The organism is Pseudomonas sp. RA_15y_Pfl2_54 (assembly GCF_963971015.1).
Lineage (GTDB): Bacteria > Pseudomonadota > Gammaproteobacteria > Pseudomonadales > Pseudomonadaceae > Aquipseudomonas > Aquipseudomonas baetica_A.
In genome coordinates this window covers 1-16,079 of sequence record NZ_CAXAPN010000042.1, presented here as the reverse complement: position 1 = coordinate 16,079, position 16,079 = coordinate 1, and the positions used below count along the sequence as shown (strand labels likewise).

General features: G+C 55.3%; 12 protein-coding genes and 1 pseudogene. All 13 read right to left on the bottom strand.

Annotated features, from left to right (window positions below):
- Positions 1 to 17: 17 nt before the first annotated feature.
- Positions 18 to 1,016 carry an ankyrin repeat domain-containing protein gene (locus tag AACY50_RS25325; protein WP_339466079.1) on the bottom strand — a complete coding sequence of 333 codons (999 nt, stop codon included), beginning with the start codon at positions 1,014 to 1,016 and terminating at the stop codon, positions 18 to 20.
- A gap of 138 nt (positions 1,017 to 1,154) precedes the next feature.
- Complete coding sequence (locus tag AACY50_RS25320; RefSeq protein ID WP_339433997.1) at positions 1,155 to 1,418, bottom strand: PAAR domain-containing protein; 264 nt, start codon at positions 1,416 to 1,418, stop codon at positions 1,155 to 1,157.
- Positions 1,419 to 1,633: 215 nt separating this feature from the next.
- A complete protein-coding gene (locus tag AACY50_RS25315) occupies positions 1,634 to 2,230 on the bottom strand; it encodes a hypothetical protein (protein ID WP_339466080.1) in 597 nt (198 codons plus the stop codon).
- A gap of 411 nt (positions 2,231 to 2,641) precedes the next feature.
- Positions 2,642 to 5,173, bottom strand: a pseudogene (locus AACY50_RS25310) (RHS repeat-associated core domain-containing protein); the annotation flags it as partial.
- Between the two features lie 10 nt (positions 5,174 to 5,183).
- Positions 5,184 to 5,447: a PAAR domain-containing protein gene (locus tag AACY50_RS25305; RefSeq protein ID WP_108225915.1), complete on the bottom strand. Its 264-nt coding sequence runs from the start codon at positions 5,445 to 5,447 to the stop codon at positions 5,184 to 5,186.
- A gap of 69 nt (positions 5,448 to 5,516) precedes the next feature.
- Positions 5,517 to 6,002 (bottom strand): SUKH-3 domain-containing protein, encoded by a 486-nt coding sequence (locus AACY50_RS25300; protein WP_339466081.1) that lies wholly within the window; start codon positions 6,000 to 6,002, stop codon positions 5,517 to 5,519.
- Positions 5,999 to 6,484 carry an Imm32 family immunity protein gene (locus AACY50_RS25295; RefSeq protein WP_339434294.1) on the bottom strand — a complete coding sequence of 162 codons (486 nt, stop codon included), beginning with the start codon at positions 6,482 to 6,484 and terminating at the stop codon, positions 5,999 to 6,001. The genes AACY50_RS25300 and AACY50_RS25295 overlap by 4 nt, the downstream gene beginning before the upstream one ends.
- A gap of 77 nt (positions 6,485 to 6,561) precedes the next feature.
- Complete coding sequence (locus tag AACY50_RS25290) at positions 6,562 to 6,825, bottom strand: PAAR domain-containing protein (RefSeq protein ID WP_096821618.1); 264 nt, start codon at positions 6,823 to 6,825, stop codon at positions 6,562 to 6,564.
- A 21-nt stretch (positions 6,826 to 6,846) separates the two neighbouring features.
- Positions 6,847 to 7,188: an immunity protein Imm33 domain-containing protein gene (locus AACY50_RS25285; protein ID WP_339466082.1), complete on the bottom strand. Its 342-nt coding sequence runs from the start codon at positions 7,186 to 7,188 to the stop codon at positions 6,847 to 6,849.
- A gap of 224 nt (positions 7,189 to 7,412) precedes the next feature.
- The gene (locus tag AACY50_RS25280; RefSeq protein WP_339434292.1) at positions 7,413 to 7,898 is read right to left on the bottom strand and encodes a DUF4265 domain-containing protein; all 486 of its coding nucleotides are present in this window, start codon (positions 7,896 to 7,898) and stop codon (positions 7,413 to 7,415) included.
- Complete coding sequence (locus AACY50_RS25275) at positions 7,888 to 12,567, bottom strand: RHS repeat-associated core domain-containing protein (RefSeq protein ID WP_339539350.1); 4,680 nt, start codon at positions 12,565 to 12,567, stop codon at positions 7,888 to 7,890. Before AACY50_RS25275 ends, AACY50_RS25280 begins: the two co-directional genes overlap by 11 nt.
- Positions 12,564 to 15,470, bottom strand: a complete 2,907-nt coding sequence (locus tag AACY50_RS25270; RefSeq protein ID WP_339539348.1) for a type VI secretion system Vgr family protein — start codon at positions 15,468 to 15,470, stop codon at positions 12,564 to 12,566. Before AACY50_RS25270 ends, AACY50_RS25275 begins: the two co-directional genes overlap by 4 nt.
- 127 nt (positions 15,471 to 15,597) lie before the next feature.
- The coding region (locus tag AACY50_RS25265; protein ID WP_339539346.1) for an Hcp family type VI secretion system effector at positions 15,598 to 16,079 on the bottom strand (482 nt) is incomplete at its 5' end.

Here is a 16,079-nt window from a genome sequence, read left to right as displayed (position 1 = left end):
GTTTAGCTTAATTTTTTTTACTGGAACAACTTGATAATGGATTCGGAATACAAATCCGGTACATTTTTTACTGATTTGAGTATGTTTTGACGGACAGTCTGACCTTTCACACTTGGGTCTTGTGCCACATATTCCGGGGGGAAAGCCGGTGCATCTTTATCGGCGCCGGCAGCCAGCAAAGCATTTGTGCAATCCGGGTTGCTACGAATTGCACTTTCCAGCAATGGAGTGCCAACAGGCCATGCCTGCTGTTGAGGTGCAAAGGCATCAACGGAAGTGCCAGCTTTGTGCAGCAGCGCAATCCGCTGCGCAGCTTGTGGATCCGGCTGATCGTTCAGTGCATAGGCACGCTCGCAAACGTAATGCAAAGGTGTAGAACCCACCTTGCTGACCCCATAGGGATCAGTACCAGCAGCGATCAACAGCTTGATCAATTCCAGATTGTTCGCACCTTTGCCGATCAATGGAGAAAAGCCCTGAGGCGTCAGCATCCGGGCGTCGGCACCAGCCTGCAGCAGCAACTTTGTCACTTCGACCGACGACGGATTTTCTATGCCCACGGCTGCAATAAGTGGCGTATTGGTTCCGCCTTGAGCAATCGCATTGGTGTCGGCACCCGCTTTGATCAGGCTCTGCACAATGGGCATTGAGTCCTTCATGTCTTCTGGATCCCCCATATGCCCCAATATGGATAACAGTATTGTTTCACCGTTATCGCTGATTGGTTGATTGACATCGACAGGAAACTCGAGAAGCCGATCTACCAGCACGGGGCTCCTGTAATAAGCTGCATGCCATAGAATAAGCGCGTCAGGTTTTGCACCGCCCTTGAGCAACTTATTTACGGCATCAAGGTCTTTTTGCTCCTTTGAATAGGCGTATTGAAGTACGGCGGCATCCAATTGTTTATACAGGTCTGCTGGCTGCGCTTGCGCTACGTTCGTACCAGAAAAACATACACCTGCGACAACACATGCGGCCCACAGGCGGTTAAAAGTACAACTCATACTCAGCATATAAAACTCACGACTTGATGGTTAGTATTAATATTCAGGCAATGCAGTAGAACGACTTCATTCATTCTTCAAGCATCCTCAAACAGGCGACAGGAGCCCGCGCCATGCATAAAGGCAATCGATGCACAAAATATGGATTCAGCTAATCACGGCCCCTTTAGGCCCACTGGCAATCAGCGCAGCACCGCAGGCGGTTTTCATGCCATCGAGCGCGATCGGCGTGCCATCGACGGTGTAGGTACTGCTGCCCTCGGCAATCGGGAAAATCCCCTTACACAATGGGCAACTAACCTTGTGACCGAGCCCGGCAATCGGCTTGCCGTTGAGGTCAGTCTGGGAGAAAGCTTCGAGGACCTTGCCACCGTGAGTGGTAGAGTCGCCCAAGCGAATGGCGTCTTTCATGTTGTCACTCCTTTGACCTACGGGATGGCTGCAATATCTATCTGTAACGAACAGCCACCCCAGTAGTATTTAACCCATTCGATAGCTGGCAGCACATTCTACGGCCAACACATTTCAGCGCTCTAGCGCACGCCTCATCAGCCTGCTTAGACCAGGTCAAGCAAACTCGCGGCGCAGCGAAGGCTAGCCGTCATGGTGGTTTTCAAACCGTTCGACTAACCTAGCTGGAGAAAAAACCCACCGCACCCGGCTCCTTTTTTTCCTGAGAATTCATCATCCAGGAAAAGATAACCCATACCATCTGAAAGTATGCCTTTGTTATTGGGGAGAGAAACATCTAAATCCCCACCATAAATAGACACCCGTCTGCGTCCGATACTTGATGATATGGGTGCCTGCAACCAAGCATCTATACCATCAAGTTTAGACGCCAAATTTTCATCATCATCAGAGTCCGGACTTGACAAAAGCAGCACTCTTCCGCAATCCAGTATTTTATTCGATGCTTCATTCCGCTCTTCGCTTGAACGGATATATCCCATAACAACAGCTTCGGATACTCCATTGAGAGCTCTTAGCTTTCTGTAATGTCCTACATCTCCCGGCAGGTACGGTATAAATACCGAGATCCAATAATTTTCGTCCACTAGCGCATCTGAAAACCATGCGCCAGGAAAAGAGATCAAATGTGTAAGTGGCAGTCCATCCGTCGATTGAGGCCAAACTACATCACTCGGCAGATAGACCCCTCCGCCTGTATATGCATCAGCTTTCGTAGGCAACTCTTGGGTAAAAACCAATTCATTAAACATCTGCATCTCTCCGCTAATTTATTGATTACAGCAGCAGTTAAGCGAATTTACATATTGACCAGAGCGCTTGCGCAAACGTCTGGCCTGCGAAGCTGATATTCCGGACTGACGGATGGCTCCTTGCCAAACGTCCATTTGCCGTTTAGAGGGTTTACCCGTCGCTGGGTCAAAATCAAACTCATTAACGCCTAGGCCTAGATGAGTGCGCGCCAGAGCGGTTTCGTTGGAGTGAATCGCATCATGTCTTGTGGGGTCAACGGCAATCGACGGATTCGCTTTATTGCGACGTCTTTTATTCGCACATCCCATCTGAACCAGAGATTCATGCCTGACGAGCTCGTGAACCTCCAACTGATCACCTACGTTGCTGCCGCCATTCATACTACCGTAAGTACCTAACTGCCCATCCGCAGCGAGGCCTAGTGGATCCGTCCATATGACTGGGTTGGACGCATACTGGTAAAAGTTCGTCCCACCGCCGAAACTAATCGGATCCCTGCTTACAAACCGACCGACCTGCGGATCATAGTACCGATAGCGATTGTAGTGCAGCCCCGTCTCATGATCATGATACTGCCCCTGGAACCTGATCGGGTTCACAATGCCATGCTGCCGCGCCCACTCCGAACGCTGCTCCGTTACCTGCCCCCACGCCTTGTATTGAGCCGCCCAGGCCATATTGCCATGTTGATCGGTCAGCTCCTGTGGAGTGCCTAGGTGATCGCACTGGTACCAGGCCAACGCATCAAATGGTAGTGCTATGACCTTGTGACTCCACAGTGGGTCATTATCAATATTGTACTCATCGCTGTAATCCGGCTGTCTCATCAGATTAATGGGCGCGTGACGCACAGCCTGTGCCACAGGAACGAAGGTGCCTGGTTCGAAGATGTAGTGAACAGTGCGCCCTGGCTCTCCATCGGCCTGCGCGGGACTACTTTCCCACGCAAAGTTGTCGCCATCCCAACCGTAGAGCGTGAAGCCGCAGCCTAGCTCGCGCTGCTTGCGTGCGTGTTCGTTGCGGTTCCACAGGGAGCCGGCTTCCGGGCGCTGTTTGTAGTGAGCGCGAGAGTTTTTGTGCAGGCGTCGCCCCAGCGCGTCGTATGCGTAATCGACCGCGAGGTGTGGATCTTCGAAATACACCAGTCGATCAAACAAGTCCCAACGCATATCGCTACGTTGACCGTTGTGCCAGCGCTGGATCTGGTTGCCGCGTTCGTCATAGTCGTAGTGAGTGCCGGCATACTCACGGAGCAGGTTATCGACCAGTTTGCTGCGCGGTGGTGCAAGCTCCAGCGGGCGGCGAACTTCTGTTGCTTTGTCGTCGAGCAGGTTGCCCGCCGGGTCGAAGGCGAAGGTTTCCACCCCTTGACGTGTCACCGCGCTGAGCAGTCGGCCGACGGGATCGTAGCGATACGCGAGCGGGCCGCGATGGCTGTCGTTGATGTCGGTCAGTTGGCCGGCAGCATCGTATTTGTACTCGCGCTTCACCAGTGTCGATTTGTCATCGCTGCGCCCTAATAACTGCTCCTGCAAGCGTCCAGCCGGATCCCAGCTTTGGGTTTGCATCAGATGATTGCCTTGATGACGGGCAACTTCGCGGTGCAAATCGTCACGTTCGAAGCCGATCAGTTCATGCTCGTCCAGACGCATGCCCAGCAAGTGACCACTGCCGTAGGTGAGCCAACTGACACGATGGCCGTCTGGGCGCACCGTGGCGACACGCTGGTTAAGCACATCGTATTCATGCTGCCAGACTGCGACCGTAGGTTTTTCCAGGCTGAGGTAATGTTGGTGTTCGCGCAGCAGGTTGCCGGCCAGGTCATGAAACCATTGCAGGCGGCTGTCAGCATTGTTGGCCATGACCAGATTGCCGTTGCCGTCATAGGCGAAGGTCTCGCTTTGTGACTGGTCGCCCAAGGTGGCACGGCGCTCAACCAACCGCCCCATTGAATCGTAGTTCAACGAGATCGTGCGGCCACCGGCGACAGAATGGGCCAGACGTCCAGTATCAGGATCGTACTGATAGCTCGTAAACTGACCGTCAAAGCCGGTTTCCTCGAGCAGGCGACCGACCGGGTCATAGTGGAAGTGCGCGCGTTGGCCATTCTCGTTTTCCATAGCCTGCAATCGGCCCAGCCGATCCCAGCGATAACGTAGCGTCTGCTCGGCCGCATCCACACGCTCGGCAATAAGACCTGCAGCGGTATAGCTCCAAGTGGTGCAGCGATCCAGACCGTCGACATGGGCCAACAACCGACCTTCAGCGTCGCGCTCAAAGTGTTCCTCGGTCGTATCTGGGTGCTTGATCAGCGCCAGTTGCCCAGCTTTGTATTCGTACTCGGTGGCGTTCCCAGCGGCGTCGGTGAAGCAGATCATCTGCCCCCGTTTGTCGTACTCCCAAGCACTGGTTTTGCCCGAACAATCGACGTACTCCACCAGTTGGCCGGCATCGTTGTAGTCCAACGTCTTTTCATTGCCGTTGGCGTCCTTGATCGCCGTGAGTTGGCCGGACTTGTTGTATGCGTATTCGGTTTTGTTGCCAAGCGGATCGAGCGCTTCAACCAGATTACCTTGATCGTCATGCGCGCGTTGCCATTGCCCTCCCTCAGCATCACTGATCTTGATCAGCAAGTCCTGATCATCGTAAGCAAAATGCGTAACGCTTCCATCAGGTCGAATATGCTCAAGCATGTTTCCGCGCTCGTCATAACCAAAGCGCGCGACACTCCCATCTGTTCGGACGTGACGAACAATGTTCTTCGCGCCATCGCGAAACAGCCATTCAGAACGCTCATCCGCGTAGCGAATTCGGTAGGTGTAGCCAAGGATGTCGTAGTAGTGCCAGGTCTCGTTGCCAAGCGCGTCGGTGACGAAGGTCAGACGAATGTTTTCGTCCCACTCCAGACGCGTCTCAAAATAGCCATCGTCCGCCCCCTCACGCCCCGCGTGTTCAACTGACAACCGCCCCTTTGGGGCCACTGGCAATCAGTGCGGCGCCACAGGCGGTTTTCATGCCGTCCAGAGCGATAGGCGTGCCATCGACCGTGTAGGTGCTACTGCCCTCGGCAATCGGGAACACACCTTTGCACAACGGGCAACTGACCTTGTGACCAACCCCGGCAATCGGTTTGCCGTTGAGGTCGGTCTGGGAGAAGGCTTCGAGCACCTTGCCGCCGTGCGTGGTGGAGTCGCCCAAACGGATTGCGTCTTTCATGTTGTCACTCCTTTGACTAAGTTACTCAGCCATCCAAACGTCTTCGTCAGCTTGGGTACCTAGTGCAACTCAAATGATCGGTATCGCGCCTGGCGTGGCGAGTCGCACCGGCTCACCGCCCTTACGGCCAAATATCAGGTTTTCCATCGCTTGAATAAAGTTCAGTCCCTGTATCCAAAGCCCGTCGTGAATGAGGCTCAAGACGTAGCAGCAACCCTGTTCGTCCATCAACAGCGCGCCATGGCCGTGTTGGACTTCGGCAATGCTCACCAAGGTACTGCTTAGGCGTTGCTGCCACTCAAGGAACTCCTCGCTATCATGCAGATATTCAAATGTACCAAAGGCGACATCGCTCGTAGCACACTCCTCCCCTGCGCTGCAGATGCCCACCTGCACCCCGACCAACTGCTCAAGTAGAGCAGCGGCAGGATGTTCCGGTGGGACGTAACACGCTACTGGTTCGGTGCAAGGGGTGGGCCAGCCTGCGGCGAGAAACAGTGGGCGCAGGCTCTCAGAAAGTTCTATTAGCGGGGGTACGTTCAGTGTGCCGGTCACGATTTAACCAAGCTGTTATTGAGGACTATAAAATCCACATTCGCTTCATAGTCGAAGTTTTCAGCGATACCTTGAAGGTGCATATGCTCAAGACCATGCGTTGACATCTCATATGATGCATTAATGAGAAAAACGCCAAGTTCTCTAATCGTTTGTGGATCAGCAAGAATCGAAACCTCATCCAGCTGAATATTTTTATCACTCCCGATAGCAGTTCCGTGCACACTGAATTTATTCAACTTTCTCATAGATTGAAACCTTGTTCCCGAAGGGATTTTTTTCTTTTCGCGTGAGTTCAGAGACGCTACCCCGCCTACCTCTGAGATTCCAACCTTATTCACTACAACTTCAGCCTTCCTTGTCTTGCATTGACAGGGAGCATGAACCTGTTGGTTCGTATTTTCCACATGCGGTGGGTCTATTCGAATCCGGCCATTGCCAACCGCCTCCCAACGACCAGATTTTAAAAAGAACGACTTCATTCGCGCTTCAATTGCCACGGAACGGACGATGGGAGCCCGCGCCATGGAGATAGGCAATCAATGCAAAAAATATTGATTCAGCTGACAACCGCCCCTTTCGGGCCGCTGGCAATCAGCGCAGCACCACAGGCGGTTTTCATACCGTCCAGCGCGATGGGCACACCATCGACGGTGTAGGTGCTACTGCCCTCGGCAATTGGGAAAATCCCCTTGCATAACGGGCAACTGACCTTGTGACCGACCCCGGCAATCGGCTTACCGTTGAGGTCGGTTCGGGAGAAAGCTTCGAGCACCTTGCCACCGTGTGTGGTGGAGTCGCCAAGACGAATTGCGTCTTTCATGTTGTCACTCCTTTGACCAAGTTACTCAGCCATCCAGACGTCTTCGTACCCTTGGGTATCGATGATGAATTTTGCGCCCGTGGGCAAACACAGATACTTCATAACCATCGGTAGCACTTCGGGTAAATGTTCAATACAAATCGGCTGGTAAAAATCTATCGCTGTCGAATGCGTGCCGCAGTGAATGAACCAGCTGACATTCCCATTTTCCGGCAATTGAATACGGGCGCCGTAAATAGGTGTTTTCCCGAGAGATTCGATGGACAAGGCGACCATTTCTTCAGGAGCCAACGCTGACATTCCGTACTTCTCGCAAATCGCATTCTGTGTGCCGTCAGGATACGGCGGTTCATGTTCGCTCATATCTATCCTTTCCTTTCGATCCAATGTCCGATCCCACAGTGGCTGATTTCCGGGCTGCGGTGTTGGACTTTTACTCCCGAAAGATCTTGGATTCGTTGCCCGCCGAGATTGGGTGTATTGCAATGTCGATGGCCTTTTCTCAGCGGGCCTTTCCTGGTATGGGAGCCTCAATTCGGTGAACGAGTGTTTGTTCCTGAGCTTGGAAATTGAGAAGCTATTTTAAACTAACTATCCAGCCACCAGTTGAGCAGCGTCTCGTCTTCTACGTCATCGATATTTTTGTAGATATTTGCGTAATACCATTGGATCCCAGTTTCCTCGTAAAACTCGTTAAAAAAACTTGCAATATTATCCATTCCATTTTCTGCAGGAATAGCCAACGACAAATTCCCTTTATATATGCCGTCCAAGGTGCCGCTAAGCTCCCTCGCTACCTCCGTTTCAAGCATCTCCAGCCGCTCAGGTGAAATGTGCTTGGAGTAAATATGGATACAGAAATTACCACCTCTCTTTATAACCTCGGCGTGTGTCTGAGGATTTTTTAAAGAAATCACATCCCCTCTCGCCAGATTCAACGCTAGCCCCGGAGAAGAAAGCAATTCATACGTATGCTCATCAATTTTTCGAGCAGGTAGCTGTTCAAATACCGGCCCTTTTGAGTTTTTTCCCGCATATACCCGAATAAGTTCCGCTGCTTGATCATCGACCATAAGGTGCTCCACAACTTCCACGTTCAACACAAGACATGCCTTCTTTAACATAGCCGCTACTACCGGCACTAAGGTTACAGGAAGCGCCTTCGAGAGCGATGTTAACCTTCGCAAGGTTGCCGCCCTTGGAAGTAGGGACATTGGTGTGCCCCAAATGCATATCTTTAGGGTTTTTCGAGGTACTACCGCACCGCCAACATACATAGTCATCCGAGCCGCTCTCCTCCAAAAGCTCCTCACGACATGCATCTTGGCCTCGACGATGCCCACCATCAACCTTACTCGCTGCAATATCAGCAGCACTCGCTCCATCACCGTCCCGCTTGGCAAACTTCGAGGGAGCCTTTCTCGCTAACCCCAGTGGGTCAATCCACTCGGTAGGGTTCGGTGCGTACTGATGAAAATTGATGCCGCCAGCAAATCCTATTGGATCTCTGCTGATGAACCTTCCTACCGCAGGGTCGTAATATCGATACCGATTGTAATGCAGTCCAGTCTCATGATCGTGATACTGCCCTTGGAATCGTATCGGATTCATCACGCCATGTTGCCGCGCCCATTCAGAGCGCTGCTCCGTCACCTGCCCCCACGCCTTGTATTGCGCACTCCAGGCCATGTTGCCTTGCGGATCCGTCAGTTCCTGCGGTGTGCCCAAGTGGTCGCATTGATACCAAGCCAACGCATCAAACGGCATAGATATAGCCTTGTGACCCCATAACGGGTCATCATCAAGACTGTACTCACCGCTGTAATTGGGCTGCCCCACAAGATCAATCGGCGCATGCCGCACCGCTTGGGCAACAGGAACAAAGGTACCTGGTTCAAAGATGTAGTGAACCGTGCGACCCGGTTGGCCATCGCTCTGCGCTGGGCTGCTTTCCCACGCGAGGTTGTCGCCGTCCCAGCCGTACAGAGTGAAGCCACACCCCAGTTCAAGCTGTTTACGGGCATGCTCGTTGCGGTTCCAGAGAGAACCGGCTTCAGGGCGCTGTTTGTAGTGGGCGTGGGAGTTTTTGTGGAGGCGCCTTCCCAACGCGTCGTAAGCGAAATCCACACAAAGGCGCGGATCTTCGAAACTCACCAGTCGATCAAACAGATCCCATTTCAAATCGCTGCGCTGACCGTTGTGCCAGCGTTGAATCTGGTTGCCACGCTCATCGTAGTTATAGTGGGTGCCGGCGTATTCGCGTAGCAGGTTGTCGACCAGTTTGCTGCGCCGGGGGGTCAGATCCAGTGGGCGGCGAATTTCAGCCTGTTTATCATCCAGCAAGTTGCCGGCCGGGTCAAAGGCGAAGGTTTCCACGCCTTGACGGCTGGTGGCACTAAGCAGCCGGCCGACAGGATCATAACGATAAGAAAGTGAGCCGCGCCGGCTGTCATTGATGTCAGTCAATTGTCCGGCAGCATCATATTTGTACTCGCGTTTCAGCAGCGTGGACTTGTCGTCCCTGCGTCCCAGCAGTTGCTCCTGCAATCGACCAGCAGGATCCCAACTCTGGATTTGTAGCAGATGGTTGCCTTGATGGCGTGCGATTTCGCGGTGCAGATCATCGCGCTCGTAACCGATTAGCTCATGTTCGTCCAGTCGCATACCCAGCAAGTGACCACTGCCGTAAGTGAGCCAACTGACACGATGGCCGTCAGGGCGGGTCGTGGCGACGCAATGGTTAAGCAGGTCGTATTCGTGCTGCCAGACCGCAACCAATGGTTTTTCCAGACCTAGATAGTGTTGATGCTCACGCAGAATATTACCTGCTGGATCATAAAACCATTGCAGGTGGCTGTCGGTGTTGGAGGCCAACACCATATTGCCGTTGCCGTCGTAGGCGAACTTTTCGCTTTGCGACTGATCGCCCAAAGTAGCACGGCGCTCGGTCATCTGGCCCATCGGGTCGAAGGTCAGCTCAATCACGCGCTCGCCATTAGCGGACTGGGCCAAGCGACCGGTCAGTGGATCGTATTGATAACGCGTGGAGCGCCCATCGAATCCGCTTTCTTCAAGCAGTCGGCCTACGGGGTCGTAGTGGAAGTGAGCGCGCTGTTCGTTTTCGTTTTCCAAGGAAGTTAATCGACCGATGCGATCCCAGCGATAGCGCAAAGTTTGCTCGGCAGGGTCAACTCGCTCGGCAATCCGGCCACTAGCGTTGTAGCTCCATGTGGTACAACGATCCAGACCATCAACATGTGCCAACAATCTACTCTCGGCATCACGCTCGAAACGCTCTTCAGTTTTGTCCGGGTGCTTGATCAGCACCAGCTGCCCGGCCTTGTATTCGTACTCGGTTGCGTTTCCGGCGGCGTCGGTGAAACAGATCATCTGCCCTCGTTCGTCATATTCCCAAGCGCTGGTCTTGCCCGAGCAATCGACGTATTCGACCAGTTGCCCGGCGTCGTTGTAGTCCAGCGTCTTTTCGTTGCCGTTGGCGTCCTTGATCGCGGTCGGTTGTCCAGCCTTGTTGTAAGCGTATTCCGTCTTGTTTCCCAAAGGATCGACGGCTTCGACTTGATTGCCTTGATCGTCATAGGCGCGTTGCCATTGCCCACCTTCGGCATCACTGATCTTGATCAGCATGTCCTGATCGTCGTAGGCAAAATGTATTACGGTGTGATCAGCGCGGATGTGCTCAAGCAAATTGCTGCGCTCGTCGTAGCTGTAACGATCAGTCGTACCGTCTGCATGCACGTGACGCACGACGTTCTTGGCTTCGTCACGGAACAACCACTCGGACAGGCCATCGGCATGCTGTATTCGGTAGGTGTAGCCAAGGATGTCGTAGTAGTGCCAGGTCTCATTGCCGAGCGCGTCGGTGACGTAGGTCAGACGAATGTTTTCGTCCCACTCCAGACGTGTGTCGAAGCTGCCGTCGTCCGCCCATTCGCGTACGGCTTTAGCCTTGGCGCCCTGGCCGTCCCACTCCAGATTCATGCCGCGACCGGTGCGGTCGGTGTAACGGGTGATCAGGTGATGCTGGTATTGGTACAACCAGACAGCGCCGTTCTCGTCCTGTGCCTGAATCAGATCGCCATAAGCGTCGTACTGGTACGCACAGAGTTGCCGTTGTGGCTCACCGTCGCGGATTTCCCAGATGCCGGACAGCCGGCCGTGATCGTCGATCATCGTGCCGAGGTGCAGGTGAACCTTGGTGTAGTCGTTTTCCTGATATGTGATCAGATCGGAGAGCACCGACTGTTCACCATGGCGATGTTCGTAATGCAGCATGATGCCGGCGCCATTACGCAGCGAAATATTGGTAAGCACATAACGCTGGTTACGGCGCACATAGGTTTCCTTGCGTTCAAAACCACGACACAGCATCAACTGATCTTCGCTGGCACGAACCAGAGTGATGTTCTCGATGGGGTCGTAGTGGAACAGCCCAACCTTGGGCAGTGGATAGCTATGGTTTCGACCATCAGCACCATAGAACGTCAGGCCATCATCCACGCAGTCAAACCGTGTGGTGAATTTCGTGACCCAGCGAGCACCAAGGTCGCCTTGATCGTACTCCCCAAGGCGCGAGTTATAGATGCGATTCCACTCGACCGGGAACGGCCCGGGCAAGCTGAAATCGCTATGGCTGAGGGATTCCGAACCCAATGCAAAATTGATGCTGTGGCAGGTACTGGTGCATGTGCCGTTTTTCTTCGGTTTGGGGGCTTTGGTTGCAGCAGCTTGTTGGCTCGTCGCACCCAGACCACCTTCTGAGGCTGTGTGCTGGGCCTGACTGGTCTGATCCGGCTTGACTCCGGCACTCTGTCCATGAGCATTGCGCTTACGCCAAAGAGTGACTGCACTGGACAAAATCAGCAGCAACCAGCCAATCGAGTTCTGAACCGATTCGTCGTCCAACTTGCTCAACTGGGTACGCAGTTCCGGTCCCATGGCGCGCAGTTTTGCGGTCTCGGTAGCAACCTGTTTTTTGATCTCGTCGGGTAGCAGATGATCGGCAGCGCTGTTGGCCAGCCCCTTGCCAGCCGCTTTATAAGCACTCGCGGTAGCCCCGAAAATGTTGCCAATTGCCGCGAGAGGGTCGCTCAGTAACTGATCCCCCGCAGCGCTGATTTGTTGACTGGCGGCCTGGACGTCCCCCTTGGCGTCGAGCTTACCGTTAGCAACGGTTTCGAGACCTTTGGCGATCTCGTTAATAACGTCTTCGCCCAGCTTGCCAGCGTCCGCGAGAATCCCGGGCAACTTGCCTTTGGCCTGTTCAACAAAGTCGTCGAGGGTGCCGATGATAGAGGCGTTCAGGTGCCCGACCAGCACCTCGATCACAGATGCACTGAGCAGCATCTTGCTGCTGGCCTTCATCTCCTGACGCACCAGAAACAGTGTTGGGCGCAACGTCATACGGGCTGCCGCCATCGCCGGTGGCAGCGGCAAAACACCGATCAGGTTGATGCCCAGACTGGCCCACGCGAGCAGGTCGCGCTTCTGCGCATTTGACAGCGTAACGATGTCACCCAGCGCATCGACCAACGCCATGATGTTGCCCACAACGGGTAAGGCGCCGGCGACGTTCTTGATCCGATCAAGGGTGACCACGCCATCCGTGGCTGATTGCAACCAGGCATCGAAAGTCGCCGCTCCACTGGCGACGTCTTGGATGTCGATGGCGTTCAGTGGAACGATGGCAACCTGAGGTTCACGTTTTACGATTTCAGTGGTCATGACAGCATCTCACCCGCCAACAGGCCTGGGGTTTTCAAGGAAGGTTTTGGAAGCGTTGGCGCGGGAAGCGTCGGTAGCTGTCCGCCCTTGCTTGCTGCGCCGAGGATGCTCGACGCACTCGGCATGGCGGCACTCGCCAGTTTCGGCAATCCAGCCACTCCGCCCTGCACAGCGCCTTTCACCTGCTGCGCCGTTTGCATTGCGCCCTGCGCGGTCTGCACCGCACTCATCCCTGTTTGTGCCATGTCCTTACCCTTCTCCAGCATGTCCCAGTTCTTGCTCGGCAACACCTGAGCGACCATGGCTTGCACCTGACTCGGCACGTCTTCCGCGCCCGGCGGATTCAACGGCCATTCCGGCTTGCCGATGTAGCTGCCATCGCTCCAGGTGTCTGCCGGATCCTTGCCGAACAACACCCGCGCTGGCCCCGGTGCGGCGCCAGAGACGCTGGCGAAACCCTTGGCGTCGAGCTTGCCTTTGATGCTTTTGCCCAAGGCATCAATGACTTCGTAATCGCCGTCCTTGATGCCTTGGCGCCCGGCGTATTGGTTGAACAATTCGAGGTTGCCCTTGCCGGGTTTTGGTGGTTCCGGGAACACCCCGGCCAGACTTTTCGCCCCGGTGTAGGCGAAGTTCGCCGCGTGCGCGGTGTACGGGCCGCTGGTGGCGTGGGTGATGCCGCCGGCGTTGTAGGTCGTGGCGCTGCCGCCACCCTGGATCACCAGTTCGGTCTTGGCGGTGATGGTGATGCGGTCGGCATTGGCGGTGATGTTGAGTTTGGCCAGCAGGTTGATGCTGTCCTTGAGCGCCCGTACGTCGATGTCGCCGGACGCCGCCACCAGACGCCAACCCATGCTTTGCACGAACAGGCGCATGCCGCGACTGGCACTGGCCAGCAGACGCTTGCCGATGGAAAGACTGGTGTGACCGGTGCTGCTCAATGCCAGGTGTTCGCCGGTGGCGATGTGGCTGGAGCGCGGCGTGGTCAGGGCGATGCCGGCCGGGCTGGCGAGCACCAGATGCGGTTCAGTGAATTCCGGGAACTCATTGGCGGTCATGTTCGCCGGGCCGCTGCCGAGCACGCCTTGATGCTGAGCATGCAGCGCCTTGGCCACCTCGTCCTGATCGCCCGATTCCTGTGCTTGCAGCTCTTTGGCCTGCACCGCAAAACCGTCTTGCTGATCGCTGGCGGTGGCGAGGCGTTCGGCGGTTTCCGGCAGATCCTTGTGGTGTTTCGACTCGTTTGGACGTGGCTCGGTGGTGATCAGCAGACCGGCACCGGCACGCACCGCGCCATGGCGGTCGGTGCGCAATTCGAAACCTTCGCCGCGCGGTTGCCCACCGCTCGGGCGTGGATGCGTCAGGTAGCCGAGGTTGATCGCACTCGCACCGTGATCACTGCGCAACGCGATGCTGATCTCGCTGGTGGTGTCATCGATCCTCAGTTCGTTGGCGCGGCTGCCCTTGTATTCCTTGCTCTTGACCGTGGCCAGGGTCTTGAAATCCGGCAGTTTGTAGGGTGGCAGATTGGCGCCGTGGTACAGACAACCGGTGATCAGCGGCTGGTCGGGATCGCCTTCAAGGAAGGTGATCAGCACTTCCATGCCGACGCGCGGAATGTTGATCGAACCAAAGGTTTCGGCGGCCCAGCTCGACGCGACGCGCATCCAGCAACTGGTCATGTCGTCATGCTTGCCTTCGCGATCCCAGAAGAACTGCACCTTGACCCGGCCATACTGGTCGCAGTAGATCTCTTCGCCTTCCGGGCCGCAGACCACGGCACTCTGGGTGCCGAGGACTTTCGGTTTCGGGTGATCGAGCGGCGGACGGTACGGCACGTCCCACGGGATGGCGCTGAAGCGGTTGCGGTAGCCCTGGTGGAAATCGTCCTTGTTGTCCGTGGTGTCGCTGGTCACCGACTCTTCCAGCACTTGCGGCTGCTTGCCTTCGTGGAAGATTTCAGTGAGCAGCCACAGGTCGTTCCACGTCGGGTTGGCGTGTTCGGTCAGGGCAAGAAAATGTCCGCTGACCAGGATCGGCTGATCGCTGTTACCTTCGGCCAGGCGGTAGTCGCTGCGATGACGTTCCAGCGCGCGATTAGCCAAATGTTTGCCGCGGTCACGGTCAACGAATCGGCCCGGGTAATCGTAATCTTCCAGGTCCGGCTGAGCGCTGCTTTTGGCGTCGCTTTCCAGCTCGATTTTCGGTTTGACGAAGTCGTAATCGCGTCGCGTAGTGCGGCTGGTGCGGGTAGCCAGACGCAGGCCGAAACGTTTGACCACCGGTCTGTCGGCGACCAGTCCGGAGTCCTGCTGATAGGCCACGGGCGCGAGTTTCGGGAACACCGTCTGGTCATCGCCGAAGGTCAGTTTGTGGCCGCTGGCGGTGTGCTGAAAGTGGTAGTGAATACCTTCTTCCTCGCACAGGCGCTGGATGAAATCGAGATCCGATTCGTCGTACTGCACGCAGTAGATGCGCTCTGGGTAAATCGCGCTCAGCTGGAAGTGGTAATCGCTGGCGAGGATGCCGTGTTCTTCCAGCACCTGGCTGATGATCTGCTGCACGGTCATCTGCTGGAAAATGCGCTGATTGACCCGGTGCGCCAAGTACGCCAGTTGCGGGCGCAGGGAGATTTTGTAGCGCGTCAGGCGCTTGCCAGACTCGCCCTGGGCGATGCTGTAGACCAGCCCGTGAATGCCGGTGCCAGTCGGCGACAACTGAAGAAACGCCAGTTTGTGCAGCACGCTTTCGAGGTTGATCGCAGCCTTTTCGCTGACCAGTTCCAGCTCGAATTCAAAGGGGGTGTTGAGTGCCTCCCGGCCGGTAAACGACAAGACCTGGAAATCGGTTTCCACGCCATCGACGGTCAGGTTGAAATGAGGCTGGTTGGCCGGTGAGAACATCCCTTGTTCCTCGCACAATGCTGCGACGCGCAACAACCGGTTGGTGGGCTATTGGCGAAAAATTCTTTATTGGTTGAACGTCTGGGCCAGCAGCGCCAGCCCAGGCGAGTGCATCAATCAGTCGTAATTAAACGACTGGAGCACGCCAGTCATCGGAACCCGAAGTACCGGAGACTTCGTGGGTCCAGGTGATTTTGCGGTAGGTGAACTGCACTTCTTCCAGGTGGGTGAAGTGCGAGTTGCCTGGATCCTGGCAGTTGTGCATTTTGTTGTTGATGGCGACGATGATCGCGTCTTCCAGTTTGGTGGTGTAGTAGTGCTCTTGGGTGCCTTGAGCCGAAGTACGGAACCACTGGATAACGATTTCGCTCATGCGCTCGCCGGAGGTCAGAGCGGCTTGCAGCAGAGGCGAAGCCTTGTCGTAGACCTTGGTGATCACAACTGGCTTGTGAACGCGCTGACCGGTTGGCTGACCGGATTGTGGGTCACGCGGGATGATCACGTCGTGGCTGAACGCCTGAACCATGACCTGGTCTTCGTGGCCTTCCTGGTAGGTGTTGCCAACGGAGTCGGCAGTGAAGGCGCCGGCAGTGATCAGGCCTTGTTTTT

Coding starts and splice junctions, on each gene's coding strand:
- AACY50_RS25275 (WP_339539350.1), bottom strand. CDS start 12,567: ATGACCACTGAAATCGTAAAACGTGAACCTCAGGTTGCCATCGTTCCA.
- AACY50_RS25295 (WP_339434294.1), bottom strand. CDS start 6,484: ATGAAGTCGTTCTTTTTAAAATCTGGTCGTTGGGAGGCGGTTGGCAAT.
- AACY50_RS25305 (WP_108225915.1), bottom strand. CDS start 5,447: ATGAAAGACGCAATCCGTTTGGGCGACTCCACCACGCACGGCGGCAAG.
- AACY50_RS25315 (WP_339466080.1), bottom strand. CDS start 2,230: ATGTTTAATGAATTGGTTTTTACCCAAGAGTTGCCTACGAAAGCTGAT.
- AACY50_RS25325 (WP_339466079.1), bottom strand. CDS start 1,016: ATGCTGAGTATGAGTTGTACTTTTAACCGCCTGTGGGCCGCATGTGTT.
- AACY50_RS25290 (WP_096821618.1), bottom strand. CDS start 6,825: ATGAAAGACGCAATTCGTCTTGGCGACTCCACCACACACGGTGGCAAG.
- AACY50_RS25285 (WP_339466082.1), bottom strand. CDS start 7,188: ATGAGCGAACATGAACCGCCGTATCCTGACGGCACACAGAATGCGATT.
- AACY50_RS25280 (WP_339434292.1), bottom strand. CDS start 7,898: ATGGTCGATGATCAAGCAGCGGAACTTATTCGGGTATATGCGGGAAAA.
- AACY50_RS25320 (WP_339433997.1), bottom strand. CDS start 1,418: ATGAAAGACGCCATTCGCTTGGGCGACTCTACCACTCACGGTGGCAAG.
- AACY50_RS25270 (WP_339539348.1), bottom strand. CDS start 15,470: ATGTTCTCACCGGCCAACCAGCCTCATTTCAACCTGACCGTCGATGGC.